Below are 26,402 nucleotides of genomic sequence, written 5' to 3'. Positions count from 1 at the left end.
TGGTAGGTACGATGGACGACCAGAATAAGAACCTGATCTTCGCAACGGTTCTCAGCTTTATTGTCATCACAGGCTGGTTGATCATGTTTCCACCAGCCGAGCCCCCTCTGCCTGCCGACACGGCCGCGCAAACGTCGCAAGACACGACCACTGCCGCAGCACCCGCAGCGTCGACCCCGGCTGCCGCCGCTCCTGCCGATATTGCTGCGCAACAGGCCGAGGCTGGTCGCGTCGACATCGACACGCCCGAGCTGTCTGGTTCGATCTCGCTTCTGGGTGGCCGCATCGACGACCTGAAGCTGAAGGAGTACCATGTCGAGCTGTCGAAAGAGAGCGACATCGTCACCCTTCTGCGCCCTGCAGGCGAGCAAGACGCCTATTACACGCTTTATGGCTGGACCCCTGGCGGCACCACCGCACTGGAAGATGTTCCCGGCCCGACGACCGTTTGGTCGGTTGAGGCTGGCAGCACCCTGACCCCGTCGACCCCCGTCACGCTGCGCTGGGATAGCCCAAACGGTCTGATCTTCCGCCGCACCCTGTCGGTCGACGAGAACTTCATGTTCTCGATCGAACAAGCCATTGAAAACACCAGCGACGCTACACAACGCATGGCCCCCTATGGTGTAATCGCCCGCCACGGCGAGCCGCAGGATCAGAAAGGCTTCTTCATCCTGCACGAAGGTCTGATCCGCGAAGTGGATGGCGAGCTGGAAGAGAGCGATTATTCGGACATCGCCGACCTGAGCTATGACGAACGCGAAGCATCCCTGGCCGACGTTCAGCAGGTCGAAGAAAACGGTTGGCTTGGCTTTACCGACCACTACTGGATGACGACGCTGATCCCGGAACCCGGGCAGCCGTTTACCTCGGTCGTGCGCTATGCCGACAAAGCTGACATCTATCAGGCCCAGTTCCGCCTGCGCGCACAAGACGTCGCCCCCGGCGCAACCGCCAGCGCAACGACGCATTTCTTTGCGGGCGCCAAGGAATGGGAAACCATCCGTGCCTACGAAAAGAACATGGGCATCGACAAGTTCATCGACTCGATCGATTGGGGCTGGTTCTTCTTCCTGACCAAACCGATCTTTGCGGTCCTGCACTGGTTGAATGCACTGATCGGCAACATGGGCTGGGCGATCATCGGTCTGACCATCATCATCAAGGCAATCCTGTTCCCGCTGGCCTATAAATCCTACGTCTCGATGGCGAAGATGAAAGAGCTTCAGCCCGAGATGGAGAAGATCAAGGAGCGCGCTGGCGATGACCGCCAGAAGGTCCAGCAAGAGATGATGGAACTGTACAAGAAGGAAAAGGTTAACCCGGCCTCGGGCTGCTTGCCGATCCTTCTCCAGATCCCGATCTTCTTCTCGCTCTACAAGGTGATTTTCGTCACGCTGGAACTGCGTCACGCACCGTGGATCGGCTGGATCAAAGACCTTTCGGCTCCGGACCCCAGCTCGATCCTGAACCTGTTCGGCCTGCTGCCCTACGCAACGCCAAGCCCGGACAGCCTGCTGGCCATCATCTCGCTGGGCGTTCTGCCGATCATCCTGGGTATCTCGATGTGGCTGCAGCAAAAGCTGAACCCGGCCCCCACCGATCCGACACAGGCAATGATCTTTGCCTGGATGCCATGGGTCTTCATGTTCATGCTGGGTACGTTTGCGTCGGGTCTGGTGATCTACTGGATCGCGAACAACACCATCACGTTCATCCAGCAATACACGATCATGCGCAGCCACGGGCACAAGCCTGACGTACTGGGCAACGTGTTGAAAAGCTTCAAGAAACGCCCGAAAGACGCGAAATGACCGGGGTTGTCGCTGGCATCTGGCGGCACCCGATCAAGTCGCATGGACGCGAGGAGCTGTTGCGCGTTCCCGTGACCGAAGGGCGCTGTCTGCCCTTCGATCGCAAATGGGCTGTCGCGCATGAAGCGGCCAAGCTGGAAGATGGAAAAAGCTGGGTGCCCTGCACGAATTTTTCGCGCGGATCCAAGGCGCCCAAGCTGATGGCCATCTCGGCGGTAACCGACGAGGTGACCAACACGGTTACGCTAACCCATCCGTCGCAACCCGGCATCACGATCAATCCGGATCGCACAGAGGACCACCAGCGTTTCCTGAATTGGATCAAGCCATTGTCACCTACTAATCGCGCCCTGCCCGAACGTCTGGTGACGGTCGGGCGCGGGATGACCGACACGGAGTTTGAGAGCATCTCCTTTATCAACCTCGCCTCGCACCGCGCGGTGGAAGAAAAACTGGGCCGCGAAATCTCGCCACAGCGGTGGCGCGGGAATGTCCTTCTGGACGGCTTTGCCCCGTGGGAGGAACGCACTTGGATTGGCAAGCGCCTGCGCATTGGTGAAGCCGAATTTGAGGTCCGCGAGCACATCACCCGCTGCATGGCGACGACCGCCAGCACGCGCACGGGCGAACGCGACGCGGATACGCTGGGCGTGCTAAACAAGAACTGGGGACACCAAGATTGCGGCGTCTATGCCGTGGTGACCAAGCCCGGCGTGATCGTACGCGAAGAACCGGTAGAGGTAATCGGATGACCATGCTTCCCTTTCCCATGGCCGAAGAGCCGGATCAGGCGTCGAAGGAAAAAGGGCGCCTGCTGTTTGCCGGCGCGACCGACTTTCTAAAAGGCGTCGTCGCGATGGACGGGCTGCCTGCGCCGGATCGGATCGAGGTGTGCTTCGCCGGACGATCGAACGTCGGAAAATCAAGCCTGATCAACGCGTTGACCGGCCGCGTCAAGCTGGCCCGCGCGTCGAACACGCCCGGTCGCACGCAGGAAATCAACTTCTTCACCACCACCGGAGGCCCCTATCTGGTCGACCTTCCGGGGTACGGTTATGCGAATGCACCGGTGAAGATCGTCGAGAAATGGCAGCGGCTGTTGAAGAACTACCTGTCTGGGCGCCAGAACCTGCGCCGGGCCTTTGTTCTGATCGACTCGCGTCATGGCGTGAAGAAGGTCGATGAAGAGATCATGACCCTTCTGGACAAATCCGCCGTGACCTTTCAGGTGGTGATGACCAAGGCCGACAAGGTGAAAGAAAAGGACCGCGAGAAGGTGCTGGCACAGGTGCGCAAAGCGCTGTCCAAACACCCGGCGGCCTATCCGGAGCTGGTGCTGACCTCGTCCGAAAAAGGCGACGGGATCGAGACGTTACGGGCCATCATTGCCGGGTTGGATTAACCCAGCGCGCGGGCATTGCCGTTTTCTTTTAAGAAAACGGGACGGAGTTTTGCAAAACTCCGCTTTTAGGTGTCACACGTGCTGCGCGCCGTTCACCTCGATCTCGGCCCCCGAGATATATGAGCTTTCCTCGGAACACAGGAAATAGATCGCCGAGGCGACTTCCTCGGGCTGGCCAAGGCGTTGCAGGGGCAGTTTCTCGACAATCTTTTCGGTGCCGGGGGACAGGATCGCGGTCTCGACCTCGCCTGGGGCGATGGCATTGACGCGGACACCCATCGGGCCAAAATCATGCGCCATTTCGCGGGTCAGCGCGGCGAGCGCTGCTTTCGAGGTTGCATAGGCCGCCCCGGCGAACGGGTGCACGCGCGATCCCGCGATTGAGGTCACATTGACCACGGCACCCTTGGCGGCGGCCAGCTCCTCGCGCAGTCCACGGGCCAACACAACCGAGGCAAAGAAGTTCACATGAAACACCTTGCCCCAATCCATCAGATCGGTGTTCAGCGTGTTCAAGCGCCCCCCATCCGGGCCTTTAGGTGAGATGCCAGCATTGTTCACCAGCGCATCCAACCGCCCGTTTAGCCGTTCCTGAATGACGCCCACCGCGTTGATCGTGTCGGCGGGATCCGACAGGTCCAACTGCACATGGTTTTCAGCCCCCCCACCCCACGGACATTCGTCGGGGAACAGTTGGCGGGAACAGGTGATCACGCGCCAGCCTTCGCGGTTGAACTTGCGCACGGTGGCGTGTCCGATCCCGCGGCTTGCGCCGGTCAGAAGCAGGGTTTTGCGGTCATCACTCATGGGGCACCTCTTGTCTTGGGCACCCTAGCAGGCGAAACGGCGGCTGCAATGCCCCTTGGCAGGACGCGGTCAAGCGCGTAACAGGGTTGGAACGAAGGACCAGAAGATGAAGACCCAGAATATGAACCGCGATTGGATCGCCACCGCCCGCACCCTGTCCCAAGCCCTGCCCTATCTTCAGCGCTATACCGGCGCCACAGTAGTCATCAAGTTTGGCGGCAACGCCATGGGTGATGACGAAGAGATGGCCAGCTTTGCTCGCGACATCGTTTTGATGCGTCAGGTGGGTGTGAAGCCTGTGGTCGTTCATGGCGGTGGGCCAATGATCAACGCGATGCTGGACAAGCTGCAGATCGAAAGCCACTTCGTGAACGGCAAGCGCGTCACCGACAAGGCGACCGTTGAGGTGGTTGAAATGGTGCTGTCGGGCCGTGTGAACAAGCGGATCGTGCAAGCGATCAACGCCGAGGGCGGCAAGGCCGTGGGCCTGTCCGGCAAGGATGCTGGGCTGGTGACCTGTGACCAGACGAACCCGGATCTGGGCTTTGTCGGGACGCCGTCGGACGTGGATGTTTCTGTGTTGCGTGACCTAGCTGCTGCCGAAGCCATTCCAGTTATCGCCCCGCTTGGCGCGGGTCGCAATGGCGAGACCTTTAACATCAACGGCGACACGATGGCGGGCGCGATTGCTGCGGCGTTGAAGGCAGATCGCCTGCTTCTGCTGACCGACGTGGAAGGCGTGAAAGGTGCGGACGGAGAAGTTCTGACCGAGCTGACCCCGACTCAGATTCGCGAGATGACAGAATCGGGCGTGATTGCAGGTGGGATGATCCCGAAAACCGAAACCGCGCTGGACGCGATCGAGGGCGGCGTGCGTGCTGTGGTCATTCTGGACGGGCGTGCGCCGAATGCCTGCCTGCTTGAGCTTTATACCGACCACGGTGCCGGGTCGCTGATCCGCGCATAACGCTCGCCTCTTCGTGAGTTGAAGTTCCGGCGGATCAATTTATATTCCCCTTATGGAATATGAAATCCTGATCCGCCTGAGCAGCTTTCTGGTGCTCTTTACCGTCTTTGCATTGGCCGAAACGCTTGCGCCTCGCCGCCGGCGTGTGCAGCCACGCTCTGGCCGCTGGTTCACTAACCTGACACTCGTTGCCATCGACAGCCTGACACTCCGCCTGATGAGCCTGCTGCTCCCGCTTCTGGCTGTAGGGGCCGCAATCGACGCGGCGCGTGCCGGCTGGGGGCTGTTCAATGTCATCACCCTGCCTGTTGGCCTCGAGGTGCTGGCCGCTTTCCTGATTCTCGACTTCGCAATCTGGGCGCAGCATGTGGCATTCCACAAAGTGCCTATCCTGTGGCGGTTGCACCGCGTGCACCACGCAGACCGGGACTTTGATGTCTCGACAGCACTTCGCTTCCACCCCATTGAAATCGCTGCGTCCATGCTGATCAAAATCGGGTTGGTCTATCTGATCGGCGCACCCGCGATTGCCGTGATCCTGTTCGAGGTCGTGCTGAACGGGTCCGCCATGTTCAACCACGCCAATTGGCGGCTTCCATTGCCGCTTGATCGTGTCTTGAGACTTGTTCTTGTTACACCCGACATGCATCGTGTGCATCATTCGGTGCACCGCCATGAGACGGACAGCAACTATGGATTCTGTCTGTCGATCTGGGATCGGTGGTTTGGCACCTATACCGCCCAACCGCAGGACGGGCATGACGACATGGTGATAGGACTGGAATGGCAGGACGACAAACCGATGAAGCTGGGCTGGAGCCTGATGCTGCCGTTTCGACGGAAATAGACCACACGGCCGAGGCGCGCGCGGTTCATCTGGATGTCTTCGGCATGTTGCACGAAGGGGACGAGACCATCCTGCTTCTTGGCCCACACGAGCCGGGTTTTTGGGCCGCTTACACCAATACAAGCGAAGCCTGTGACGGCGCAGCGGATCCGATTGATCGCTGGTCGAAACGCGTAATCGGTGCGCTCGCCCAGCGCTGGGGCGGTGTGGCGGAGTTTCCGTCAGATGGGCCGCCCTATCCTCCGTTTCTGGCATGGGCGCGGACCTCGAACCGGGCGTGGGATAGCCCGGTGGGGATGTTGGTGCATGACACGGCGGGGCTGTGGGTCAGCTATCGTGGCGCGATCCGCCTGCCCTATGTGTTGGACCTGCCAGACACGGGTGCAAACCCCTGCCTGACCTGCGATGCCCCATGTCTGACGGCCTGCCCGGTAGATGCGCTTGGCTCGGGCGGTTATGACGTGCCCGCGTGCAAAACCCATCTTAGCTCCGAGGATCGCGCGAACTGCATGACGCAAGGTTGCGCGGTGCGGCGCACTTGTCCTGTCAGCCAGACCTATGGCAGGTTGCCCGAGCAATCAGCATTTCACATGAAAGCGTTTAATCCCACATGACCCTGACCCTGATCCTGACCCGTCACGCAAAATCCAGCTGGAGCGACGCGGACCTTGATGACCATTCCCGCCCGCTGAACAAACGGGGGCGTGCCTCGGCCAAGGCGATCGGGCGCTGGCTGGCTGATCGTGGGCACACGCCGGGCGAAGTTCTGTGTTCGGACGCCGCCCGCACGCGCGAGACTTGGGCGTTGATCGCGGACAGGTTGGTGGGCGTGCCGCAGGCCGATTATCAGTCCGAGCTTTATTTGGCAGATCCCGAGACCATGCTGGCCAAACTGCGCGGCGCATCGGAAGACACGGTGATGCTGGTCGCCCACAACCCCGGCTCGGCCTATATGGCGCGGCGGTTGGCAGCCGAACCGCACCCGCATGAGAAAATCCACCACTATCCCACCGCAGCCACGTCCGTGATCGAATTTGATGCAGACAACTGGGCCGATGTGACGTGGGGCACGGGCCGCGTGGTTGATTTCGTGGTTCCGCGCGAGCTGATCTGATCCGCCCCGCTTGGCTCAGTCCCCGTTCAAGGTCCGCTCGAACGGGACGCCCGCCTCATGGATCTTGTCCATCAAGTCCCGGATGGAATAGCCGGCATAATCGCGCAGTTGAATCGACGGGTGATCGTGGAAATGGACCCAATACGTCTCTTCGTTGGGACCATCTGAACGGTAAAAGGTGATGTGCTCTAGCTCTTTGATGGCCGAGAGCGGCACATGGAAGCCCTGTTCCGGGCCATGGGCATGATCGGGCACCTGCCAGAGCAGATCCTCGTGCGTCAGGCGAAACCGCCATTCCCCGGTCGTGCCCGCGGCGCGGCGCGCAAAGAAGATCAGCTTCGCCAGATGGTACAGCGCGGTGAGGATCAGGAAGAGGCCGAAGCCCCCCCACAAGCCCCACGTCTCAAGCGCTTCGAAGGACAGGGCCCAGACCGCATCATCGGGCACAAGCCACAGCCCTAATGCAAGAAAAAGGGCTGCGATCACCGGCACGACAATGATCCGTTCCAGATTGCGTCTGGAGACAGACTTGCGGATGTCGAAAATCGGTTTTGCGGTCATGGGCGCCCTGCCCTTATTTGATTAGCCTTCGATGGCTTCCATCATGTCCACGCGGGTGGCGTGACGTCCACCCTCGAACTCGGCGTCAAGGAAGGCATCGACGATGTGCAGGGCCAGATCCTGACCCACAACGCGCGCGCCGATGGACAGCATGTTGGCGTTGTTGTGCTCGCGGATCATCCGGGCCGAAAACGCTTCCGAGCAGACGCCGCAACGGATACCGTCCACGCGGTTGGCGGACATCATGATGCCCTGACCGGTGCCACACAGAATGATGCCCAGCGCGCAATCGCCCGACGCCACTTTGCGGGCCGCGGCTTCGCCATGCTTGGGATAGTGGGTGCTTTCCGGGGTCATCGGGCCGATATCGACGGCTTCATAGCCCTTGGCGGCGATGTGGTCAGCGATGGTCTTGCGCAGCTCGATGGCGGCGTGGTCGCTGGAAAGGACGATGCGTTTGTTTGACATGACGGACCTCTGATTCCGGTGCTGGTTTGCGCTGGTTCTGCGTGGTTTTGGGCTTTGCTTCAACTGAAAACTTGGAGGGAGAGTAGCATCGTCATCGCCCGGTCGATAGACCAGGCAGCGCCCGACCCTCCCCACGGGAGGGCGCTTCGCACCCACCCAGGGTCAGGCCCCGCCCTATAGGCAAAAAGCCCCACCAGAAGGCGGGGCTTTTGAACTTCGTGTCAGAAAGATCAGAGGATCTGGCTGAGGAACAGCTTGGTGCGTTCAGATTGCGGGTTGTTGAAGAACTCTTCCGGTTCGTTCTGTTCCACAATCTGGCCGGCATCCATGAAGATCACGCGGTTGGCGACCTCTTTAGCGAAGCCCATCTCGTGGGTTACGCACAGCATGGTCATACCTTCTTCGGCCAGTTCCACCATGGTCTCCAGCACTTCCTTGATCATCTCAGGGTCAAGCGCCGAGGTGGGTTCGTCAAACAGCATGATGCGCGGCATCATGCACAGCGAGCGGGCAATCGCCACACGCTGCTGCTGACCACCCGACAACATGCCCGGATACTTATGGGCCTGTTCCGGGATCTTCACTTTCTCAAGGAAATGCATCGCGCGCTCTTCGGCCTCTTTCTTGGGCTCTTTGCGCACCCAGATGGGTGCCAGCGTGCAGTTTTCCAGAATGGTCAGGTGCGGGAAGAGGTTGAAGTGCTGGAACACCATACCCACTTCCGAGCGCACCTTGTCGACGTTTTTCAGGTCCGAGGTCAGCTCGGTCCCGTCTACGATGATCTGACCTTCCTGGTGCTCTTCCAGACGGTTGATGCAACGGATCAAGGTGGATTTACCCGAGCCCGACGGCCCCGCGATAACGATCCGTTCGCCCTGATAGACGGTCAGATCAATGTCGCGCAGCACGTGGAACGAGCCATACCACTTGTTCATGTTGCGGATTTCAATTGCCACCTCGTCCGAGACGGCCATCTTGCTGCGATCAGCGTGATGATCGAGAGTAATCGAAGACATTTAGTCTCTCCTTTAACGGTGGTCCGTGCGAAGCCGACGCTCCAGCCACTGCGAATATTGTGAAATGCCATAACAGACGACGAAGAACAGGAGCGCGGCAAAGCCCAGAAGCTCCCAATACACGCCGTTCCATTCCTGCGATGCCAGGATCGGGCCGCGGATCATACCGACCAGATCGAACATCGAAATCACCGAAACCAGCGTGGTGTCTTTGAACAGACCCACAGCGACGTTCACGATGCCTGGAATCGAGATCTTCAGTGCCTGAGGCAGGATGATGAAGCGCATGGCCTGTGGGTAGTCCAACCCAAGGCTGTCTGCGGCTTCGTACTGTCCCTTTGGCAGCGCGGCCAAACCGCCCCGGATCACCTCGGCGATATAAGCCGACGAGAACAGGGTGATCATGATGACCACGCGCAGGAACAGGTCCACGGTGGCATCTGGCGGGAAGAAGTAGGCCAACATCACGGATGCCACGAACAGCAGCGTGATCAGCGGAACCCCACGAATAAATTCGATGAAGATCACGCAGACACCTTTGATCAACGGCATCGAGGACTGACGGCCCAGCGCCAATGCGATCCCCAGCGGGATCGACAGCGACACACAGGTCACGCCCAGCATCAGGTTCAGCATGAACCCACCCAGATCACGCGATGCAACCGGGGTCAGCAACGGATTTTCGCTGGCCATCATGTCGACCAGATATCCACCGATGAACCACAGGACGAAGGCCGTAGCCACGCCGCCCAGCGCACCCAGTGCAAAGTTCGAGGCGCTGAAGCGTTCAAACACCAGATAGGCGCCCAGAATACCGACAAACGCCGTCACGGGCACGCCAATCGGACCACCCCAGACCAGCCAGTAGGCAATAAACGGGTAGATCGCGGTGAACAGCAAAAGCTTGCGTGGCAGGTCAAAGAACAGCACCGGAGCTGCCGCGAAGGCCAGCAGGACCAATGCAAGGTTAGGGCGCCAGTACAGCTCGGTCGGGTATTTGAACCCATAGATCAGCTGGTTCCAGCGCTCGGTCAGGACCGAGAAGCAGCCACCGACATCGCCTTGCAGGACCTCGCGGCATTCCGACAGGCTGGATGTGGTCCAGACACCGCCAAAGAGCCACGGCAGGACGCCTGCCAGCACCAGATAGATCACATAGAAAGCAGCTACTGTCAGAAGCGCATTTGGCCATGTCGAGAACAGGTTGGTGCGCAGCCATTTTACGATGCCGACCTCGTTCGCGGGCGGGGCCCGCTCGGGCAGCATTTCAGAGCGTACAAAGGAAAGATCAGCCATATTAACGCTCCTTCAGCTTTACGGATTTGTTGTAGAAGTTCATCCCAACCGAGATGAGCAACGAAATCGTCAGGTAGAAAGCCATCAGAAGCAGCACACACTCGATCGCGCGACCAGTCTGGTTCAGCGTGATGCCGCCCAGTGTGGCCGTCACATCGGCATAGCCAACCGCAATCGCCAAGGACGAGTTCTTGGTGATGTTCAGATAGTGCGAAATCAGCGGCGGAATGATCACCCGCAGCGCCTGAGGCAGAACCACAAGGTTCATCGTACGACGCGGACGCAGGCCAAGGGCCCCTGCCGCCTCAGTCTGGCCTTTGCTGATCGCCTGAATACCTGCGCGGACGTTCTCTGCGATGAATGCGCCGGTATAGATCGACAGGGCGAACCATAGGGCAATCAGGGCACCGCCGATTTTAATGCCGCCTTTGAAGTTAAAGCCCTTCAGCTCTGGGATCTCCCAGGCCAGGCCCATCACCAGCAGCAGCAGACCGACGGGCACAACCCACAGGCCCAGCGTGAAATACCAAGTGGTCGGGCGTACACCGGACTGTTCCTGCACGCCGGTCGCCCAATGCGCCACCCGGCGGGTGGCAAACAGGCTGCCAGCCAATACGGCCAGCACCAGCACCCAGTTCAGGAACGGGTTGGCAAAGAACGGCGCCGTGAAATACGGGCCGGGCGTATACACGCCGCGGTTCGTGAAGGCGAACATATCCAGCAGCATCGTCGCTTCGGGCGTGTCCCCCCGGAAAGCGCGCGGTGCGGGCATCACGGCCGTCATGATCGTAAAGATGATGATGATCCAGATCAGCACCGGGATGTTGCGGAAGATCTCGACATAGACGGACATCAGCTTGGAAACCAACCAGTTGTTGGACAAGCGCAAGACGCCGGCGATGACGCCGAAGATGGTAGCCGTCACACAGGCGAGAAACGACACAAGCAAGGTGTTCAGGATCCCGACGATAGCGGCGCGTGCGTGGGACGACTGGCTGTCGTATTCCACAAGGCGCTGACTGATGTCATAGCCCGCCGGATCGCCCAGGAAGCCGAAAGAAATGTTCAGACCGGCAGTCCGCAAGTTCTGGAGAAGGTTATTGCCGAGGTACCAGATCGCCAGCGCAAGCACGATGGCAGCGATGGCCTGATAGGTCAGCGAACGATATCTCGTATCGTTGAACAGCATGGATAGCCGGAATTGCCCCCGGTGGGGGTCGGTCATAGATGTCATGTGATACATCCCCGTTGCCCTTGGCGTTTATTCTTGAGGGGCGGCTTGGGCCGCGGTGCCAAGGTGCGTTCAGATGGAAAAAAAAGGGCGTGGAGTGTCCACGCCCTTTTCATAAGTGTCTTAGCGGAAGGGCGGAGCGTACAGCAGGCCGCCTTCGGTCCACTGTGCGTTCAGGCCACGTGCCAGAGCGATCGGAGTGTCTTCACCGATGTTCTTGGCAAACAGTTCGCCATAGTTGCCGCCCGCCATGATGGCGCGCTTGGCCCACTCGGCGTCCAGACCCAGCATCTCGCCCAGGGTGCCTTCGGTGCCCAGCAGACGGTTGATTTCCGGGTTTGCACCAGCCGATGCGCCCAGTTCACCGATGTTGGCCGAGGTCACACCCAGCTCTTCAGCTGCGATCAGTGCGTTCAGAGTCCAGCGTACGATATCACCCCACTCGTTGTCGCCGTGACGGACCAGCGGGCCCAGCGGCTCTTTCGAGATGATTTCGGGCAGCAGAACGTGTGCCGACGGATCTTCGAAGGTCGCGCGCGTTGCGGCCAGACCCGAAGCATCGGTGGTGTACACGTCACAGGCACCTGCCAGATACTGCTGCTGAGCTTCCGCGTTGGTTTCGATCGGAACCGGCTCGTAGCTCATGTCGTTGGCACGGAAGAAGTCGGCCAAGTTCAGTTCGGTGGTGGTGCCGGTCTGGATACAAACGGTCGCGCCGTCCAGTTCCTTCGCCGAGGTTGCACCAAGCTCTTTGGGAACCATGAAGCCTTGGCCGTCATAGTAGTTCACACCAACGAATTCGAACTTCAGGTCGACATCGCGCGAGAAGGTCCAAGTGGTGTTACGGGCCAGCATATCGATCTCACCCGAAGCCAGCGCGGTGAAGCGGGTCTTGCCGGTGGTCGGTACGAATTCAACAGCATTTGCATCGCCCAGTACGGCGGCAGCGACAGCGCGGCATACGCCTACGTCAAAGCCATTCCACTGACCGTTCGCATCCGGAGCTGCAAAGCCAACCAGACCAGTGGTCACGCCACAGTTCAGCTTGCCGCGCTCTTTGATCTGATCAACCGTCGAAGCGTCCTGAGCAACAGCAGCGCTTGCAGCGATGCCGGCAACAGTCAGTGCGCCAAGAAAAGCGGATTTCTTCATATTTACCTCTTCCTGATTGTGCCCATTTTAGGGCCTTTTTAGCGAACGTTAGCGCCCGCAGTGAGTGATGCAGAAGGTTGTTTCCCCTTCAACTGCGTCAGATTTTGAAAGGATTGATCATATTTCGTCAAGGGCAACATCGCGAATAGCGATGCTTAACCTAGGGGAAAGTAAGAAAATTAGGCGCGCCTAACGCTTTGGTTGCATTAAGTTTCGCCGCCGATTGCTGAGAAAAACCATGCTGCAAGGGCAAAATCCTTGGCTTTCTTTTCAACCATTTCCTGAGCTTCTTCGTCCTTGCCCCACAATTCTTCCTGCCAAAGCTCGTCAAGGCGCGACAATTGCCATGCTGCATCTGCATCCAAACGCCTTTGTGTTATGGCGAAAGCCAAGATCAGCGAGCCGCTCATCGACACGAGATCGTGAAAGGCGGTCAATTGGAACGGTGAAAATTCGTGAACCAAATCCGTCAGTTTCTGAACAGAATGCGCATCCTGCGCCTCATGCATCACGCCCGCGACCGGTTTCAGCCGCACATCGAGAGAATCGACCGCCCAGTCAAGAATCGGATCCCAATTCTCGGCCTGCCGTTCGACCAGTTCCTGCGGCGAGGTGGCGCGGTAACACAGAAGATCGCTGTCGCCATAGGCAGCCAACATGTCGGCGATAGCAGCGTGCTGTACGGACACCTTGTCGATCGCCGAGTTACACATGCGGGTTACAGGCATGGTGTTGGGATCGACGGCGTCCTCTTGCGCGTCCCATTCGGCGGCCATTGCCTCGGCCAATGCGCGCGACGGCACAACCAGCGGGGACTTCGCGGGCGTCTTCACCGCGCGCCCATCCAGCAGCACCTGAAAGCCGCCGTCAGCCTCGCCGATCGAGGTTTCTTTCCAGAACCGTTTTGCTGCCCAACCGCTCATGCTGTCCCCCAAAGTTTGTCCAGCGCAGCGGGCAGATCCGCAAACGCATCAATCAGAATGTCCGCGCCAGCCGCGATCAACCGCTCACGCGGATGATAACCCCAGGTCACGCCAATGGTGCGAAAGCCTGCCGCCTTGCCCATTTCCATATCAAAGCTCGTATCGCCAATCATCACCGCCTGCGCGGCCTCGGCCCCGGTCTCGGACAGGGCGCGCTTTAGCATCGAGGGGTGTGGCTTCGATGGGTGATCATCCGCTGTCTGGTGCGTTACGAAAAACTTGCGCAGATCATGCGCGTCATAGGCGTGATCCAATCCGCGCCGCGCCTTGCCCGTAGCGACCCCCAACAACACCTCGTCACGCGGGTGCAGCGCCTCAAGCGCTTCGCGAGCACCGGGATACATCGGCGCCGCGGCCTCGCCGCCTTTTTCGGCGCGCAGCTTGATGAACATGTCCTTGTATTGCTGCGCCGCTGCGTCGACGTCGCGCGCGGACATGTCAGGCACCAAACGTGCAATGGCGTCATGCAGGGACAGCCCAACGATCGACAGCACCTCATCGCGGGTCGGCAGCGCCACACCCATTTCACCAAAGGCACGGTTCATCGCCTCGACGATAAAATCTTGGCTGTCGATCAGCGTCCCGTCGACATCAAACACGGCAAGCTTCAGGGTGGTCATTCAGAGCGCCTCGAACGGATCATCAGCGGCCAGATCAGGCGTCCAGCCGAAGGTCTCAAACGTATCCGCCATGTGGGGCGGCAGGTCGGCGGTGACGGTGATCGGCTTCTTCGTCACCGGATGTTCGAAGGTCATCGAGCGCGCGTGCAGGTGCAGTTTGCGGGAAATTTCGCCGCCAATCATTGCGCCCCAACCGTCGCCCATATTGTCCTGAGACGAGCCGCCATATTTGCCGTCGCCGATGATCGGGTGGCCGATCTCGGCCATATGCGCGCGTAGCTGGTGGGTGCGGCCGGTGATCGGCTCCATCGCCACCCAAGAGGCACGGCCCGCCACACGGTAAAGCGTAGCATAGAGCGTATGCGCGCGCTTGGCGTCTGGATATTCATGCATCGCGCGGGGATGCACACAGATCATCTTTTCACCCGCACCACGCCCGCCACCGGGGGCTTTGAACAGCCCGTAACGGATCTCGCCCAGATACGGCGTCGGCACGCCGGCCACCACGGCCCAGTAAATCTTGCGGGTTTCCTTGTGACGGATCGCGGCGGTCAGGGCCGAGGCCACGGCCTGCGTGCGTGCCAGCAGCAATACACCAGACGTATCCTTGTCCAGTCGGTGCACAAGGCGGGGTTTTTCCTCGCGGTCATATTTCAGCGCCTCGGCCAGACCGTCCACATGTTTCAGCTGCTTCGAGCCACCCTGCGTCGGCAGGCCCGCCGGTTTGTTCAGGGCAATCACGTGGTCATCTTGGTAGATAACGCAGGACTGGATCATCTTGGCATCAGCAGCCGATACGCGCGACTTGGGCTTGGGCGCGGGGCGGCCCCCTTCCGGCACGGGCAATGGCGGCACGCGCACTTCGTCCCCCGGCCCCACGCGGGTCGAGGTCTTGGCCTTGGCTCCGTTCACCCGGAATTCGCCCTTACGGCAGCCCTTTTCGATCCGGCCCTGCCCCACATGCGGGAAGGTGCGTTTGACCCAGCGATCCAGCCGCTGCTCGGCCTCGTCCGGGCCAAGGGTAATTCGTTGAACGCTCATGCCAGCACCATTCGGGTCAGCCACAGACCCGCCACCAATGCGGCAATCGAAATCAGGACGGACCCAAGGATATAGCCGATCGCTGCGGCGCTCTGGCCGCGCTCGAACAGGGTCACTGCATCCAAGGAAAAGGCCGAGAAGGTCGTGAACCCGCCCAGCACTCCGGTCATCAGGAAAGGCGCTGCCGCTTGCCCGCCTTTCTTGGCCAGAATGACAACCAATGCGCCCATCAGAAACGAGCCCACCACGTTTACCACCATAGTCCCGGCCGGAAAGCCGTGGCCCAGCAGGCGGGTGACCGTAGTGCCGGTCAGATAGCGGGCCGAGGCGCCAAGCGCGCCGCCCAAGGCAACTTGCAAAAGGGGTGTCATCATGGCGTCTGACTGAGGCCAAGCGCCTTTGTTGTCAAGCGCTCTGTCACGCGTCTGGATGGTCCTTGCGTACCTCTTTCCACCCGGTGACCATCGGTTTGACAAGGTTTTCGCGCTTCCAGAAGCGGTAAAACAGGATCGCGCCCAGATGCAGCACGACCAGCGCCAGAAGCAGAAGGGATAGGCGATAGTGCAACCCCGCAGCCGCGCGTGCGGTGTCATAGCTGACCCAGTCCACCAGCGGGCCGGTGTTGATGAAGTCATCCGCGTCGATGAACAACCCTGTCCCCACCTGCAGGATCAAAACGCCCAGCAGGGCAAAGACCGACAGGGCACCCACCGGGTTGTGGCCAGGCCAATAGCTGGGGCGGCGTTTGGGCAGGGTCGCGACGTAGGCCAGCGTTTTCTTCGGACCGAAGAGGAAATGGCTGAACCGCGCGGGGCGCGAACCAACAAAGCCCCAGAGGATGCGGAAGGCCAGAAGGCCAATGACCGCATAGCCCGCATAGAAATGCAGGGTCATGATGTTGGGCCCGAACCGGCCCAGCATCCAACCAGTCACGACACAGATGACCAGCGCCCAGTGGAACAGGCGCAGGGCCGGATCCCACAGCTTAACGCGCTCGACGTTTTCGGGGCGCTGATCATCCATATCCAAATCCTTCGCTTACTTGGCGCGGTAGTCGTCGTGGCAAGCTTTGCATGTGCCGCCCAGCGGGCCAAGGGCTGCAACCATTTGGTCCTTACCTGCGCCAGCAACCGCTTGCATCCCCTTTACCGCCTCAACAAAGGCGGCGCCTTTTTCCTGCACTCCGGGGAAGTCTTCCCAAATCGCGGGCAACGCACGGGTCTTGTCCGAATCCGCGCTCGAGGTGCCGGGCATATACAGGTGGCCCACGTTGTACATGGTCAGCGTGCCCATGTTGTCTGCTGCGGTTTGCGCAGCTGCGGCGTCATACTCGATCTGGCCCTTGGCCATGCCAGCCAGAACGCCCATGTTGGCCCCAAGAAGTTTGTAAAAGCCCTGACGTGCTTCGATCGTGTCCAGAACCGGATCAGCGGCGAAAGCGGCGGCGGGAATGGCAAGGGCGGCGGCAAAAATGGCGAGACGCATAAAATTTCTCCTTTGAATGCGCAGTCGTGGAGGGGTGATCGTAAAACGGATCACCGCCAGTTTTCTGTCGCTGAATTTCTATCGACAAGAGAATTAATTGTCACAGCCGTTTTCTGCGCAGTTTTGCAAAGTAGTCTGTGCGTTTTTTCAGCTCTCGCTCGAAGCCGCGTTCGACCGGCACGTAGTAGACGCCGCGTTTCATGTCGTCGGGGAAGTAATTCTGGCCCGAGAATCCATCCGGCGCGTCGTGGTCATAGGCATAGCCTTCGCCATAGCCTTGTTCTTCCATCAAACGCGTCGGAGCGTTCAGGATGTGCTTGGGGGGCGGTGCTGATCCGGTTTTCTTCGCCGCAGTCATTGCCGCCTTGAAGGCCACGTAGTTGGCATTGGATTTCGGCGCGAGCGCCAGATAGATCACCGCCTGCGACAGGGCAAGCTCGCCTTCTGGGCTGCCAAGACGTTCATAGGTCTCCCACGCATCTAGGCACACCCGCTGCGCTTGCGGGTCGCCCAACCCGATGTCTTCAACGGCCATGCGCGTCAGACGGCGGGCCAGAAAACGGGGATCCTCGCCGCCGTTCAGCATCCGGGCGAACCAGTAAAGCGCGGCATCTGGGTCCGAGCCCCGGATGGATTTGTGCAGGGCGGAGATCAGGTTGTAATGCTCGTCGCCGGACTTGTCATAGACGGCGGCGCGCTTCATCAGGCGCGAGGACAGCCCGTCGACGTCCAACTTGCCCTCGACCTTCCATGCCGTGACCTGTTCCACCAAATTCAGCAGCGCACGCCCGTCACCATCTGCCATCTCAAGCAGGGCTTCGCGGGCTTCTCCGGTCAGAGGCAGAGCCTTGCCCAGCTCTTGCTCAGCGCGCTGTACCAAACGCTCCAGATCGGCCAGTGACAAGCGCGTCAGCACCAACACTTGTGAGCGCGACAGCACAGCGGCGTTCAGCTCGAACGAGGGGTTCTCGGTCGTGGCGCCGACAAGCAAAATCGTGCCGTCTTCCATGTAGGGCAGGAACCCGTCTTGCTGGGCTTTGTTGAAGCGGTGGATCTCGTCCACGAACAGCAGCGTCCCCTGCCCGTTCGCGCGGCGATGCTTGGCCGCTTCGAAGACTTTGCGCAGCTCGGGCACGCCGGAAAAGATCGCACTAATCTGGACGAAATGCAGATCTGTTTCACGCGCCAGAAGGCGCGCAATGGTGGTTTTGCCCACGCCGGGAGGTCCCCACAAGATCAGCGACCCCAGACTGCCCGCCGCCAGCATCGTGCCCAACGGGGCCTCGGGGCCAAGCACCTGTTCCTGCCCGATCACCTCGGACAGGGATTGCGGGCGCAGCCGATCTGCCAAAGGGCGTGGTGCGTCGTGACCGCGATCAGGGCGGTCGGTGGAACTGTCGAACAGGTCTGCCATGGGCTGAAACTATGCGTCCGGGGGGATGGGGAAAAGAAGAAAACGACCGATTTTAGATAAGGCGGTTTTCTTGTGCACGTTGGAGTGCCTCTGATGTGGTCCGCGCCGAAAGGCGATCACGAGCACTGCGCAAACGCGCCTTTAGCGCACTTTCAGAGATTCCCAATTGGGCCGCAGCTTCCGCGTAGCGAAATCCTTTCGCAACCATTTGCAGAGCCGCACCCTGCGCAGCGGTCAAGCTTTCGGGGGGCTTTGTGTGGAAATGGATCAGCGAAATCACGTCAAGAACCTGCTGAATTTCACCGTCCGTATACTCTCGGTCAGAACGCGAAACTCCTCCGATTGTACGAGACGAGATCGGTCCAACCGAGATCGCAACACCATACTTCGCTCCGTAGGTCGCGGCCTGGGCAAAAACATTGTGTGGATCGGGGTGTTCTAGGCTGCTCCAGCGAATAGAGCCTTCATTGTTGACCCCCCAAAAAACTATAGGGTCGACAATCGCATAACCCATTTCGATGTATTTTGCGGACCATTCAGGATCGTAGGTTTGCCGTAAGATATACGGTGTACCATTCCGAATATGCAGTCCTAACCCATAACCAGACGGCGCGAGTCTATCTAAACGTAACAAATTATCGCTTAGGTCGGTCTTCCGCTGCATATTTGGCTTGGCTACCCTGAGTATTTCTTAGGAGAATAACGCGTTGAATAGAAACTATCTATTTAGACATATTCGCAAATAGTCAAACAACCGGAGCTTGCAATTTGACGTGGGGGCAACCAATGCGTCTTTAAGCGCTCTTCCATGAACGGCAAAAACAAAAAAGCCCCGCTCAAGGCGGGGCTTTTTCAAGTCGGTTTAGACCGGCTTATTCTTCGGCGTCTGCAACAGCTTCTTCAGCTTCCAGACGGGCGCGGTCAGCTGCGCCTTTGGCATCGGCATCGCGGTCTACGAATTCGATGATCGCCATCGGCGCCATGTCACCATAGCGGAAGCCAGCTTTCAGAACGCGGACGTAGCCACCCTGGCGTTCAGCATAGCGCGGGCCCAGAACGTCGAACAGTTTAGCAACCAGAGCTTCCTGCTTCAGACGTGCCGACGCCTGACGACGCGCGTGCAGGTCACCACGTTTGGCCAGCGTGATCATCTTTTCGATGATCGGGCGCAGTTCTTTGGCCTTGGGCAGGGTGGTTTTGATCTGTTCGTGCTCGATCAGCGAGCCAGCCATGTTGGCGAACATGGCTTTACGGTGTTCATGGGTGCGGTTCAGGCGGCGGTAACCACGAGCGTGACGCATTTTCTTAATCCTTCATTTGGTGCTCTTGATTGAGCGATACTTTGTCTGTGAACCGATGCGTGTCGGTCCCTCTCCTTGGGGCAGGATTGCCCAGATGTTCCCCTCATCAGGAGGGCATTTGGGGGCCAGATACCCGGCCCCCGAAACAGAGTCAAATCAGAACTGGTCTTCGAACTTCTTCGCCAGCTCTTCGATGTTCTCAGGCGGCCATTCCTCGACATCCATGCCAAGGTGCAGACCCATGCCCGAAAGCACTTCTTTGATCTCGTTCAGCGACTTGCGGCCGAAGTTCGGAGTGCGCAGCATCTCGGCTTCGGTTTTCTGGATCAGATCGCCAATGTAAACGATGTTGTCGTTCTTCAGGCAGTTTGCCGAACGAACCGACAGTTCCAGCTCGTCCACTTTCTTCAGCAGAAGCGGGTTGAACTCGAGACCATCGTCTTCGTCCTGACGGCCAGCAGCTTCCGGCTCGTCGAAGTTTACGAAGATCGACAGCTGGTCCTGCAGGATGCGGGCCGCGAAAGCCACTGCATCTTCCGGGGTCACCGAGCCATCGGTTTCCAGCTTCAGGGTCAGCTTGTCATAGTCCAGAACCTGACCTTCACGGGTCGGCTGCACGTCATACGACACTTTCTTGACCGGCGAATAGATCGCGTCCACCGGGATCAGGCCAATCGGCGCATCTTCCGGCTTGTTCTTGTCAGCTGCAACATAGCCTTTGCCAGTGTTGACGGTCAGCTCCATGAACAGGTCCGCGCCGTCATCCAGGTGACAGATCACGTGATCTTTGTTCAGGATCTCGATACCAGCCGATTCCGAGATCGCACCAGCGGTCACAACCATCGGGCCTTTGGCCGAAATCGACAGGCGCTTGGGGCCTTCGACTTCCATGTTGATCGCAACACCTTTGAGGTTCAGAACGATGTCAGTGACGTCTTCACGTACACCCGCAACCGAGCTGAACTCGTGCAGGACGTTGTCGATCTGAACCGACGTGATAGCGGCACCTTGCAGCGAGCTCATCAGCACGCGGCGCAGGGCGTTGCCCAGGGTCAGACCAAAGCCACGCTCCAGCGGTTCAGCAACAACGGTTGCCTGACGTGCGGGGTCATTGCCCGGCTTTACGTCCAGCTGTGTCGGCTTGATCAATTCTGCCCAGTTCTTGTGGATCATGCGTCCCTCCATTCTTGTCCTGTCCCCATGTCCAAAGGGCAGGACGCCCGAGGTTAAAATGACGGAAACCGGGCCACGCATTCACACGCGGCCCGGCGGTAAAATAGTGCTTATACGCGGCGGCGCTTCGGCGGGCGGCAGCCGTTGTGTGCGATCGGGGTTACATCACGGATCGAGGTGATGTTGAAACCGATAGCAGCCAGCGCACGCAGAGCCGATTCACGACCCGAACCGGGGCCCTGAACTTCAACTTCCAGCGTCTTAACACCGTGTTCCTGAGCTTTCTTGCCAGCGTCTTCCGCAGCCATCTGAGCAGCATACGGGGTCGACTTGCGCGAGCCTTTGAAACCCATGGTGCCAGCCGACGACCACGAGATGGCGTTGCCTTGCACGTCCGAGATCAGGATCTTGGTGTTGTTGAACGACGAGTTAACGTGAGCAACACCGGATGCGATGTTCTTACGCTCTTTACGCTTCATGCGGGTCTTATCACGAGCCATTGGTCAAACCCTCCCTTATTTCTTCTTACCAGCAATGGCCTTTGCAGGGCCTTTGCGAGTACGTGCGTTGGTCGAGGTACGCTGACCACGAACGGGGAGGTTACGACGGTGGCGCAGACCACGGTAGCAGCCCAGATCCATCAGACGTTTGATGTTCATCTGAACTTCACGGCGCAGGTCACCTTCAACGGTGTAGGTTGCGTCGATGTGCTCACGAATGGCCAGAACTTCAGCGTCCGACAGTTCGTTCACGCGACGGGTTACGTCGATGTTCACAGCTTCGCAGATAGCAGCAGCCGAAGTATGGCCGATACCGGTAATGTAGGTCAGGGCGATCGGGACCCGTTTATGGGTCGGGATGTTTACGCCAGCAATACGTGCCACGTAGTCTTTCCTTTTCGTTGCGGTTCCGTAGCTCCGGAACCTTTTTTCACAACGTAAGCCCGCCGGATCATTCCTAGCGGGCCGCGCTGAATTCTCTGGTCTGGTGCGACATGGGGAGCGACCCCGCAGACACACCGATTCCCGTAAGGGATGGGGTGAGTTACTCGGGATTGAGCGTCTCGTCAACCCATCATGGCACCAAGCCTTTTGCACACCCCGGCCCGGCCAAAAAAAACCAAAGCGCCGCGATCAGTCCGCGGCGCTTGGCAATTCATCTTTGGCGTCTGGATCAGACGCCTAGTACCTCGGCGATTTCGCCCTGCACTTCGTCAATGGTGCCCAGACCGTTGACCGATTTCAGGTCACCTTTGGCCCAGTAATAGCCAATCAGCGGCGAGGTCTTTTTGTAGTATTCCATCAGACGGATCTTCAGGCTTTCCTCGTTGTCGTCTGCACGCACAGGCTGACCTGCTTTGCGGGCTTCTTCGGCGCGGCCAACGATACGGCCAACCAGCACCTCGTCATCCACGCGCATTTCGACAACAGCATCCAGCGTCTGATTGTGCTTCTCAAGTAGCGCACCCAAGGCGTCGGCTTGAGGAAGCGTGCGGGGGAAGCCGTCAAAGATGAAGCCGCCTCCGGTATCGCCTTCCAGCTTTTCCTCGATCAGGCCGATGACGATCTCGTCAGTAACCAGTTCGCCCGCGTCCATGATAGCGGCAACTTTCTTGCCCATCTCGGTGCCCGAGGCTTTGGCTTCCCGCAGCATGTCACCGGTCGACAGCTGGATCATGCCACGTTCTTCCACCAGCTTGGCGGCTTGAGTTCCTTTGCCGGCGCCCGGCGGTCCAAGAAGAATAATGTTCATCGACGTGCAGGCCCCTTCTTGCCACGTTTCTTGCCGCGCAGCTGCGACTTTTCAATCAGGCCCTCATACTGGTGGGCCAGAAGATGCGACTGCACTTGCTGGATGGTGTCCATGGTCACGGACACAACAATCAGAACCGAGGTGCCGCCGAAATAGAACGGAATGGCCAGCTGGCTGCGCAGGATTTCCGGCATCAAGCAGACCGCGGCCAGATAGATCGAGCCAAGCGTCAGCAGGCGGGTCACAACATAGTCCAGATACTCGGCGGTTTTCTTGCCAGGACGAATGCCGGGTACGAAGCCGTTCTGGTTCTTCAGGTTGTCGGCAACTTCATCCGTCTTGAACGCAACTTCCTTGGTGTAGAAGAAGGTGAAGAACATGATCATCGCTGTGAAGAACAGCAAGTACAGAGGCTGACCGGGGCCGAAATAGGCCAGGATGGTCGACATGATCGGACCGGATTGACCCGACGAGAAGGTCGAGATCGTTGTCGGCAGCAAAAGAAGCGCCGAGGCGAAGATCGCCGGGATAACGCCTGCCGGGTTTACCTTGATCGGCAGGTGGGACGAGCCACCGTCATACATCTTCATGCCAACCTGACGGCGCGGGTACTGGATGTGCACCTTGCGCAGCGCGCGTTCCATGAACACGACGAAGGCAATCACGGCGACCATCATCACAATCACACCGATGATCACGGCGGGGCTGATGGCACCCGAACGGCCCGAGGCCAGGAACTGTGCCAGAGCGGCGGGGATTTCTGCCACGATACCAACGAAGATGATCAGCGAGATACCGTTGCCGATGCCGCGTGCGGTGATCTGCTCACCCAGCCACATCAGGAACATGGTGCCGCCAACCAGCGTAATCACACAGGCTGCGATGAAGAACGAACCGGGGTTTGTGACCAGATCACCAGCTTGCAGCGAGTTCGCCAGAGCAAACGCCTGACCCGTGGCCAGCAGAACGGTGCCATAGCGGGTGTATTGGTTGATCTTCTTGCGGCCTTGCTCGCCCTCTTTCTTCAGCTGCTTCAGCGGCTCCCACATGGAAGACAGAAGCTGCACGATGATCGAGGCCGAGATGTACGGCATGATTCCAAGGGCAAAGACACCCATGCGGCTCAGAGCGCCACCGGTGAACATACCCAGCACGCCAGCAATGCCGGATTGTGCTTGGTCCATGAACTCGCGCAGGGCGTTCGCGTCAATCCCCGGAACGGGAATATACGTGCCAATGCGATAGATGATCAGAAGCCCGATCGTGAAGAAGATGCGCTGTCGAAGCTCGGTCGCCTTGCCGAAGGCGCTCCAGCTCATGTTCGACGCCATTTGTTCTGCTGCAGATGCCATAAGGCCCCCTTGGATCAAGTAAAACGCCGCCGGACCGTTCCCGGCTCCGGCGGCGCTTGAAAACGTGATTAGACATGTAAGGGGCTGGCGCGCCCCTCACAAGGTCTTATTCAGCCGCAGCCGGAGCAGCCACGGTCAATTTACCGCCAGCTTTCTCAACAGCTTCAACAGCCGACTTCGACGCACCGGTCACGGTGATGTTGGCTTTGGCGGTCAGTTCGCCTTTGGCCAGAACGCGAACACCGTCCAGCTTGCGACGAACCAGACCCGAAGCAACCAGGGTGTCCTCGGTGATGTCACCAGCGTCCAGTTTCTTCTCGTCGATGAACTTCTGGATCAGGCCCAGGTTGATCACAGCGAACTTCTTGCGGTTCGGCTTGTTGAAGCCACGCTTGGGAAGACGCTGGTAGAGGGGCATTTGGCCGCCTTCGTAGCCGTTGATGGCTACACCCGAACGCGACTTCTGACCTTTGATACCACGGCCACCGGTTTTACCAGTGCCCGAACCGGGACCACGACCAACACGTTTGCGGGGTTTGGTTGCGCCAGGATTGTCGCGCAGTTCATGCAATTTCATATCGCTTCTCCTTTGCCGGAACTGACCCCAGAAGCGACACGGGGTCAAACACGGCTTTTCTTGGTTTTGATTCTGTGACCGAAGGCCACCGGGGGCGTATAGACGAGCCTTTGGCGCGGTGCAAGCCTTTGACGCTATTTGCGCGCGATCAGCCCGACCGCGATGCCGCCCAACACAAGGATAGATGCCGTAACCTCGCGTACACCGACCGTTTCGCCCAGCAGCATCACCCCTGCCCCCATCGCAATCACCGGGACCGAGAGTTGGACAAGCGCGCCAGTGCTGGCCCCCAATTGTGGCAGCACGCGATACCAAAGAGCGTAGCCGAGGCCCGATGTGATCGCGCCCGAGGTGATGGCCAGCAGGATGCCGGGTATCGACAGCGCTTCGCCCCAGATAAAGGGGAGCGTGACGATCAGGACAATCGGAGTGGCGTAGATAAAATTCCACCCGGTCGCCTGAAGTGGCTCAACCGCGCGACGGCCAATCAAGGAATAAATCCCCCAGCCAATCGCTGCAGCCGTCATCAGGATCACGGGGAGCGCAGGGAGCTGAACGGTCTCAGACGGCCAAACCAGATAGGCCAGCCCGAGCATCGATACCGCCATGCCGCCCCATCTGAGCACCGGGATCCGATCCCCCGCCCGCACCGCACCCGCAAACATTGTGACTTGCACGATCGCGAAAAGTACAAGAGCTCCCAGCCCAGCATCCAACGCCACATAGGCAAAAGAAAAGCCTAGTAGATAGGTGGCGAGCGCCCCGGCTGAGACCCAATCGGGCGCCGCGCGCTTAGGGGCAACCTTCTGCCCCAACACCATCAACACCCACAACATGACCGCACCCGAGATCACGCGGATCGCGGCAAAGCCCGCCGGACCAATGACACCGTCCGCCAACCCCGCGCGATTGAGCAGAGAGTTTGCCGCGAAGGCGGTCATGGTGAGGAGGGTGAGAAGGAAGAGGCGCATGTTGGCTTCACGGTACATGTGATGTGATCCGCAAGATAGACTGATGGACCACAAAGTGTCCTATGACAAAACTTCAAGCTGCCGCGAGGATAGTGTCGCGAACAGAGCAAACAGATTGCGTCCTTCCTTGGCCGCGGCCGTAGTGCGTTCGCATAGGTAGAAGTGGAATTGTCATATGCGGATTGGTCGTCTTCTGCTTCCTACGTTTGGGGCGCTAGTAGCGTCTGGGCTCTTTATGTTTTCTCCTGCCGAATTGGCATCCGGCACCTCGATCGAGGCAAGGCGCGCGGCGGGCATAAACAATTTCACGGTTGATGAGCTGCTTAACACGCCTCCATCCGATCCCTGCCAGTTTTTCGGTGGCGAGAACGCGATGGTGGAATGGTTCATCGAGATGGATCTTGAAAACAAGCTGATCCCGATGCGCGTTCCAAAGATCTATCTGGAAGACAAGCCGGATCACGAGGAAGGTGAACACCATACGGCCCAACTGTTTGCCTTCATGATCGACAATTTCTTGCCGGTGACGCGCCCGCAGACAGCGGCAATCCATCGCGCTCAACCCGACAATGCGCATGCCCGGCAATATGTGACCTTCCTTGTTGGGGATTACATTGAGCTTCGGGAGATTGTCTCACTTATGATCTCGATGATGGGTGGGCGTTTTGACGAGAGGCGTCCGATGGAAGAGTTCCCGGTCACACCGGGTACATACGGATTGACCAAAGTGGTGCCTCCTCAGGGCTATCTGGACCAGAATGTTTACTTTGAATTGGACAATACAGATGAGCCAGCAACAGCGATCGCCTGCTCAACTCAGAATGAGCACATTCGCGATCCCAGCTGTGACATGCATTTTAGGGCATCAGAAGTCGACGTAAATGTAAACTTTCAACTACCTTATCTGCCCCGCTGGGCTGCCATTAAGCAGGATGTGGAACGTTTTCTGACCTGCGCCACCAATTTTGACGACTAGCCTCGCCCCCGAACGCAAGACGCCGGCAGCTTTTGGCTACCGGCGTTTTGTTTTGTTTCATCGTCTGAGAGAATATTTTATT

The 26,402-nt window shown here is 58.9% G+C and carries 31 protein-coding genes; 8 read left to right on the top strand and 23 right to left on the bottom strand.

Annotated elements, in window-relative coordinates:
• The first annotated feature begins 11 nt into the window (after positions 1 to 11).
• The 3 genes from yidC to yihA are packed head-to-tail and all read left to right on the top strand — an operon-like array spanning position 12 to position 3,216.
• Positions 12 to 1,814 (top strand): membrane protein insertase YidC, encoded by a 1,803-nt coding sequence (yidC, locus tag Q0677_RS06885; RefSeq protein ID WP_298907607.1) that lies wholly within the window; start codon positions 12 to 14, stop codon positions 1,812 to 1,814.
• On the top strand, positions 1,811 to 2,566 hold the full coding sequence (locus Q0677_RS06880; RefSeq protein WP_298907604.1) for an MOSC domain-containing protein: 756 nt from the start codon (positions 1,811 to 1,813) through the stop codon (positions 2,564 to 2,566). Before yidC ends, Q0677_RS06880 begins: the two co-directional genes overlap by 4 nt.
• The gene (gene yihA / locus Q0677_RS06875) at positions 2,563 to 3,216 is read left to right on the top strand and encodes a ribosome biogenesis GTP-binding protein YihA/YsxC (protein ID WP_133484907.1); all 654 of its coding nucleotides are present in this window, start codon (positions 2,563 to 2,565) and stop codon (positions 3,214 to 3,216) included. Before Q0677_RS06880 ends, yihA begins: the two co-directional genes overlap by 4 nt.
• A gap of 72 nt (positions 3,217 to 3,288) precedes the next feature.
• Here the strand turns inward: yihA and Q0677_RS06870 are convergent, their stop codons facing one another.
• Positions 3,289 to 4,023, bottom strand: coding sequence for an SDR family oxidoreductase (locus Q0677_RS06870; RefSeq protein WP_298907600.1), 735 nt, complete (start codon positions 4,021 to 4,023; stop codon positions 3,289 to 3,291).
• A gap of 106 nt (positions 4,024 to 4,129) precedes the next feature.
• On the opposite strand from Q0677_RS06870, the gene argB reads away from it, so the two are divergent.
• Genes argB through Q0677_RS06850 form a run of 4 tightly spaced genes read left to right on the top strand, consistent with a single transcriptional unit; the run spans position 4,130 to position 6,951 of the window.
• Positions 4,130 to 4,990, top strand: a complete 861-nt coding sequence (gene argB / locus Q0677_RS06865; protein ID WP_282182402.1) for an acetylglutamate kinase — start codon at positions 4,130 to 4,132, stop codon at positions 4,988 to 4,990.
• Positions 4,991 to 5,042: 52 nt separating this feature from the next.
• On the top strand, positions 5,043 to 5,837 hold the full coding sequence (locus Q0677_RS06860; protein WP_298907594.1) for a sterol desaturase family protein: 795 nt from the start codon (positions 5,043 to 5,045) through the stop codon (positions 5,835 to 5,837).
• Positions 5,774 to 6,451: a ferredoxin gene (locus tag Q0677_RS06855; protein ID WP_298907592.1), complete on the top strand. Its 678-nt coding sequence runs from the start codon at positions 5,774 to 5,776 to the stop codon at positions 6,449 to 6,451. Before Q0677_RS06860 ends, Q0677_RS06855 begins: the two co-directional genes overlap by 64 nt.
• A complete protein-coding gene (locus Q0677_RS06850) occupies positions 6,448 to 6,951 on the top strand; it encodes a histidine phosphatase family protein (RefSeq protein WP_298907591.1) in 504 nt (167 codons plus the stop codon). Before Q0677_RS06855 ends, Q0677_RS06850 begins: the two co-directional genes overlap by 4 nt.
• Positions 6,952 to 6,966: 15 nt before the next feature.
• Here the strand turns inward: Q0677_RS06850 and Q0677_RS06845 are convergent, their stop codons facing one another.
• The 22 genes from Q0677_RS06845 to Q0677_RS06740 all read right to left on the bottom strand — a co-directional run bounded on the left by Q0677_RS06845 (position 6,967) and on the right by Q0677_RS06740 (position 25,362).
• Positions 6,967 to 7,512 (bottom strand): hypothetical protein, encoded by a 546-nt coding sequence (locus Q0677_RS06845; RefSeq protein WP_298907589.1) that lies wholly within the window; start codon positions 7,510 to 7,512, stop codon positions 6,967 to 6,969.
• A 21-nt stretch (positions 7,513 to 7,533) separates the two neighbouring features.
• Positions 7,534 to 7,980, bottom strand: coding sequence for a ribose 5-phosphate isomerase B (rpiB, locus tag Q0677_RS06840; RefSeq protein WP_298907587.1), 447 nt, complete (start codon positions 7,978 to 7,980; stop codon positions 7,534 to 7,536).
• Between the two features lie 230 nt (positions 7,981 to 8,210).
• Complete coding sequence (locus Q0677_RS06835) at positions 8,211 to 8,996, bottom strand: amino acid ABC transporter ATP-binding protein (RefSeq protein ID WP_142852054.1); 786 nt, start codon at positions 8,994 to 8,996, stop codon at positions 8,211 to 8,213.
• Positions 8,997 to 9,008: 12 nt separating this feature from the next.
• Positions 9,009 to 10,292, bottom strand: coding sequence for an amino acid ABC transporter permease (locus Q0677_RS06830; RefSeq protein WP_298907580.1), 1,284 nt, complete (start codon positions 10,290 to 10,292; stop codon positions 9,009 to 9,011).
• A 1-nt stretch (position 10,293) separates the two neighbouring features.
• The gene (locus tag Q0677_RS06825) at positions 10,294 to 11,526 is read right to left on the bottom strand and encodes an ABC transporter permease subunit (protein ID WP_298907577.1); all 1,233 of its coding nucleotides are present in this window, start codon (positions 11,524 to 11,526) and stop codon (positions 10,294 to 10,296) included.
• Positions 11,527 to 11,646: 120 nt separating this feature from the next.
• A complete protein-coding gene (locus Q0677_RS06820) occupies positions 11,647 to 12,675 on the bottom strand; it encodes an amino acid ABC transporter substrate-binding protein (protein ID WP_298907574.1) in 1,029 nt (342 codons plus the stop codon).
• Positions 12,676 to 12,881: 206 nt separating this feature from the next.
• The gene (locus Q0677_RS06815; protein WP_298907571.1) at positions 12,882 to 13,598 is read right to left on the bottom strand and encodes an ATP12 family chaperone protein; all 717 of its coding nucleotides are present in this window, start codon (positions 13,596 to 13,598) and stop codon (positions 12,882 to 12,884) included.
• Positions 13,595 to 14,278 (bottom strand): HAD-IA family hydrolase, encoded by a 684-nt coding sequence (locus Q0677_RS06810; RefSeq protein ID WP_298907569.1) that lies wholly within the window; start codon positions 14,276 to 14,278, stop codon positions 13,595 to 13,597. Before Q0677_RS06810 ends, Q0677_RS06815 begins: the two co-directional genes overlap by 4 nt.
• Positions 14,279 to 15,319, bottom strand: a complete 1,041-nt coding sequence (locus Q0677_RS06805) for an RluA family pseudouridine synthase (protein WP_133484919.1) — start codon at positions 15,317 to 15,319, stop codon at positions 14,279 to 14,281.
• Positions 15,316 to 15,693, bottom strand: coding sequence for a fluoride efflux transporter CrcB (crcB, locus tag Q0677_RS06800; RefSeq protein WP_133484920.1), 378 nt, complete (start codon positions 15,691 to 15,693; stop codon positions 15,316 to 15,318). The genes Q0677_RS06805 and crcB overlap by 4 nt, the downstream gene beginning before the upstream one ends.
• A 43-nt stretch (positions 15,694 to 15,736) precedes the next feature.
• On the bottom strand, positions 15,737 to 16,342 hold the full coding sequence (locus tag Q0677_RS06795) for a cytochrome b/b6 domain-containing protein (RefSeq protein ID WP_298907565.1): 606 nt from the start codon (positions 16,340 to 16,342) through the stop codon (positions 15,737 to 15,739).
• Between the two features lie 15 nt (positions 16,343 to 16,357).
• Positions 16,358 to 16,804, bottom strand: a complete 447-nt coding sequence (locus tag Q0677_RS06790; protein ID WP_298907563.1) for a cytochrome c — start codon at positions 16,802 to 16,804, stop codon at positions 16,358 to 16,360.
• A 100-nt stretch (positions 16,805 to 16,904) separates the two neighbouring features.
• Entirely contained in the window at positions 16,905 to 18,218 is a 1,314-nt protein-coding gene (locus Q0677_RS06785; protein ID WP_298907561.1) for a replication-associated recombination protein A, read from the bottom strand.
• Positions 18,219 to 18,270: 52 nt separating this feature from the next.
• The gene (locus Q0677_RS06780) at positions 18,271 to 18,882 is read right to left on the bottom strand and encodes an autoinducer binding domain-containing protein (RefSeq protein ID WP_298907559.1); all 612 of its coding nucleotides are present in this window, start codon (positions 18,880 to 18,882) and stop codon (positions 18,271 to 18,273) included.
• 208 nt (positions 18,883 to 19,090) lie between these two features.
• On the bottom strand, positions 19,091 to 19,519 hold the full coding sequence (rplQ, locus tag Q0677_RS06775; RefSeq protein ID WP_298907557.1) for a 50S ribosomal protein L17: 429 nt from the start codon (positions 19,517 to 19,519) through the stop codon (positions 19,091 to 19,093).
• Between the two features lie 156 nt (positions 19,520 to 19,675).
• Positions 19,676 to 20,692: a DNA-directed RNA polymerase subunit alpha gene (locus Q0677_RS06770; RefSeq protein ID WP_133484924.1), complete on the bottom strand. Its 1,017-nt coding sequence runs from the start codon at positions 20,690 to 20,692 to the stop codon at positions 19,676 to 19,678.
• A 110-nt stretch (positions 20,693 to 20,802) separates the two neighbouring features.
• Positions 20,803 to 21,192 carry a 30S ribosomal protein S11 gene (gene rpsK / locus Q0677_RS06765; RefSeq protein WP_133484925.1) on the bottom strand — a complete coding sequence of 130 codons (390 nt, stop codon included), beginning with the start codon at positions 21,190 to 21,192 and terminating at the stop codon, positions 20,803 to 20,805.
• A gap of 15 nt (positions 21,193 to 21,207) precedes the next feature.
• Positions 21,208 to 21,576: a 30S ribosomal protein S13 gene (rpsM, locus tag Q0677_RS06760; protein WP_108857343.1), complete on the bottom strand. Its 369-nt coding sequence runs from the start codon at positions 21,574 to 21,576 to the stop codon at positions 21,208 to 21,210.
• A 289-nt stretch (positions 21,577 to 21,865) separates the two neighbouring features.
• On the bottom strand, positions 21,866 to 22,444 hold the full coding sequence (locus Q0677_RS06755) for an adenylate kinase (protein ID WP_298907548.1): 579 nt from the start codon (positions 22,442 to 22,444) through the stop codon (positions 21,866 to 21,868).
• Positions 22,441 to 23,796 (bottom strand): preprotein translocase subunit SecY, encoded by a 1,356-nt coding sequence (secY, locus tag Q0677_RS06750; protein WP_133484927.1) that lies wholly within the window; start codon positions 23,794 to 23,796, stop codon positions 22,441 to 22,443. Before secY ends, Q0677_RS06755 begins: the two co-directional genes overlap by 4 nt.
• Before the next feature lie 106 nt (positions 23,797 to 23,902).
• On the bottom strand, positions 23,903 to 24,373 hold the full coding sequence (rplO, locus tag Q0677_RS06745) for a 50S ribosomal protein L15 (protein WP_133484928.1): 471 nt from the start codon (positions 24,371 to 24,373) through the stop codon (positions 23,903 to 23,905).
• A 134-nt stretch (positions 24,374 to 24,507) separates the two neighbouring features.
• Positions 24,508 to 25,362 carry a DMT family transporter gene (locus Q0677_RS06740; protein WP_298907543.1) on the bottom strand — a complete coding sequence of 285 codons (855 nt, stop codon included), beginning with the start codon at positions 25,360 to 25,362 and terminating at the stop codon, positions 24,508 to 24,510.
• Positions 25,363 to 25,579: 217 nt separating this feature from the next.
• On the opposite strand from Q0677_RS06740, the gene Q0677_RS06735 reads away from it, so the two are divergent.
• Positions 25,580 to 26,320: a hypothetical protein gene (locus Q0677_RS06735; protein ID WP_298907540.1), complete on the top strand. Its 741-nt coding sequence runs from the start codon at positions 25,580 to 25,582 to the stop codon at positions 26,318 to 26,320.
• Positions 26,321 to 26,402 lie beyond the last annotated feature (82 nt).

This window comes from uncultured Aliiroseovarius sp., from assembly GCF_947492455.1.
Taxonomy (GTDB): domain Bacteria; phylum Pseudomonadota; class Alphaproteobacteria; order Rhodobacterales; family Rhodobacteraceae; genus Aliiroseovarius.
Note: the sequence above shows the minus strand (reverse complement) of the source record. Positions and strands in the feature narration are given on the sequence as shown.

Excerpts from the sequence above, each read along its gene's own strand:
- Q0677_RS06870 (WP_298907600.1), bottom strand. The coding sequence starts at position 4,023 with ATGAGTGATGACCGCAAAACCCTGCTTCTGACCGGCGCAAGCCGCGGG.
- Q0677_RS06805 (WP_133484919.1), bottom strand. The coding sequence starts at position 15,319 with ATGAGCGTTCAACGAATTACCCTTGGCCCGGACGAGGCCGAGCAGCGG.
- Q0677_RS06770 (WP_133484924.1), bottom strand. The coding sequence starts at position 20,692 with ATGATCCACAAGAACTGGGCAGAATTGATCAAGCCGACACAGCTGGAC.
- yihA (WP_133484907.1), top strand. The coding sequence starts at position 2,563 with ATGACCATGCTTCCCTTTCCCATGGCCGAAGAGCCGGATCAGGCGTCG.
- Q0677_RS06880 (WP_298907604.1), top strand. The coding sequence starts at position 1,811 with ATGACCGGGGTTGTCGCTGGCATCTGGCGGCACCCGATCAAGTCGCAT.
- Q0677_RS06850 (WP_298907591.1), top strand. The coding sequence starts at position 6,448 with ATGACCCTGACCCTGATCCTGACCCGTCACGCAAAATCCAGCTGGAGC.
- Q0677_RS06820 (WP_298907574.1), bottom strand. The coding sequence starts at position 12,675 with ATGAAGAAATCCGCTTTTCTTGGCGCACTGACTGTTGCCGGCATCGCT.
- Q0677_RS06815 (WP_298907571.1), bottom strand. The coding sequence starts at position 13,598 with ATGAGCGGTTGGGCAGCAAAACGGTTCTGGAAAGAAACCTCGATCGGC.
- Q0677_RS06825 (WP_298907577.1), bottom strand. The coding sequence starts at position 11,526 with ATGACATCTATGACCGACCCCCACCGGGGGCAATTCCGGCTATCCATG.
- argB (WP_282182402.1), top strand. The coding sequence starts at position 4,130 with ATGAAGACCCAGAATATGAACCGCGATTGGATCGCCACCGCCCGCACC.
- secY (WP_133484927.1), bottom strand. The coding sequence starts at position 23,796 with ATGGCATCTGCAGCAGAACAAATGGCGTCGAACATGAGCTGGAGCGCC.
- rpsK (WP_133484925.1), bottom strand. The coding sequence starts at position 21,192 with ATGGCTCGTGATAAGACCCGCATGAAGCGTAAAGAGCGTAAGAACATC.
- crcB (WP_133484920.1), bottom strand. The coding sequence starts at position 15,693 with ATGATGACACCCCTTTTGCAAGTTGCCTTGGGCGGCGCGCTTGGCGCC.
- Q0677_RS06810 (WP_298907569.1), bottom strand. The coding sequence starts at position 14,278 with ATGACCACCCTGAAGCTTGCCGTGTTTGATGTCGACGGGACGCTGATC.
- Q0677_RS06845 (WP_298907589.1), bottom strand. The coding sequence starts at position 7,512 with ATGACCGCAAAACCGATTTTCGACATCCGCAAGTCTGTCTCCAGACGC.
- Q0677_RS06780 (WP_298907559.1), bottom strand. The coding sequence starts at position 18,882 with ATGCAGCGGAAGACCGACCTAAGCGATAATTTGTTACGTTTAGATAGA.
- Q0677_RS06735 (WP_298907540.1), top strand. The coding sequence starts at position 25,580 with ATGTTTTCTCCTGCCGAATTGGCATCCGGCACCTCGATCGAGGCAAGG.
- yidC (WP_298907607.1), top strand. The coding sequence starts at position 12 with ATGGACGACCAGAATAAGAACCTGATCTTCGCAACGGTTCTCAGCTTT.
- Q0677_RS06790 (WP_298907563.1), bottom strand. The coding sequence starts at position 16,804 with ATGCGTCTCGCCATTTTTGCCGCCGCCCTTGCCATTCCCGCCGCCGCT.
- Q0677_RS06860 (WP_298907594.1), top strand. The coding sequence starts at position 5,043 with ATGGAATATGAAATCCTGATCCGCCTGAGCAGCTTTCTGGTGCTCTTT.
- Q0677_RS06835 (WP_142852054.1), bottom strand. The coding sequence starts at position 8,996 with ATGTCTTCGATTACTCTCGATCATCACGCTGATCGCAGCAAGATGGCC.
- Q0677_RS06855 (WP_298907592.1), top strand. The coding sequence starts at position 5,774 with ATGGCAGGACGACAAACCGATGAAGCTGGGCTGGAGCCTGATGCTGCC.
- Q0677_RS06785 (WP_298907561.1), bottom strand. The coding sequence starts at position 18,218 with ATGGCAGACCTGTTCGACAGTTCCACCGACCGCCCTGATCGCGGTCAC.
- Q0677_RS06740 (WP_298907543.1), bottom strand. The coding sequence starts at position 25,362 with ATGTACCGTGAAGCCAACATGCGCCTCTTCCTTCTCACCCTCCTCACC.
- rplO (WP_133484928.1), bottom strand. The coding sequence starts at position 24,373 with ATGAAATTGCATGAACTGCGCGACAATCCTGGCGCAACCAAACCCCGC.
- rpiB (WP_298907587.1), bottom strand. The coding sequence starts at position 7,980 with ATGTCAAACAAACGCATCGTCCTTTCCAGCGACCACGCCGCCATCGAG.
- Q0677_RS06795 (WP_298907565.1), bottom strand. The coding sequence starts at position 16,342 with ATGGATGATCAGCGCCCCGAAAACGTCGAGCGCGTTAAGCTGTGGGAT.
- Q0677_RS06830 (WP_298907580.1), bottom strand. The coding sequence starts at position 10,292 with ATGGCTGATCTTTCCTTTGTACGCTCTGAAATGCTGCCCGAGCGGGCC.
- Q0677_RS06755 (WP_298907548.1), bottom strand. The coding sequence starts at position 22,444 with ATGAACATTATTCTTCTTGGACCGCCGGGCGCCGGCAAAGGAACTCAA.
- rplQ (WP_298907557.1), bottom strand. The coding sequence starts at position 19,519 with ATGCGTCACGCTCGTGGTTACCGCCGCCTGAACCGCACCCATGAACAC.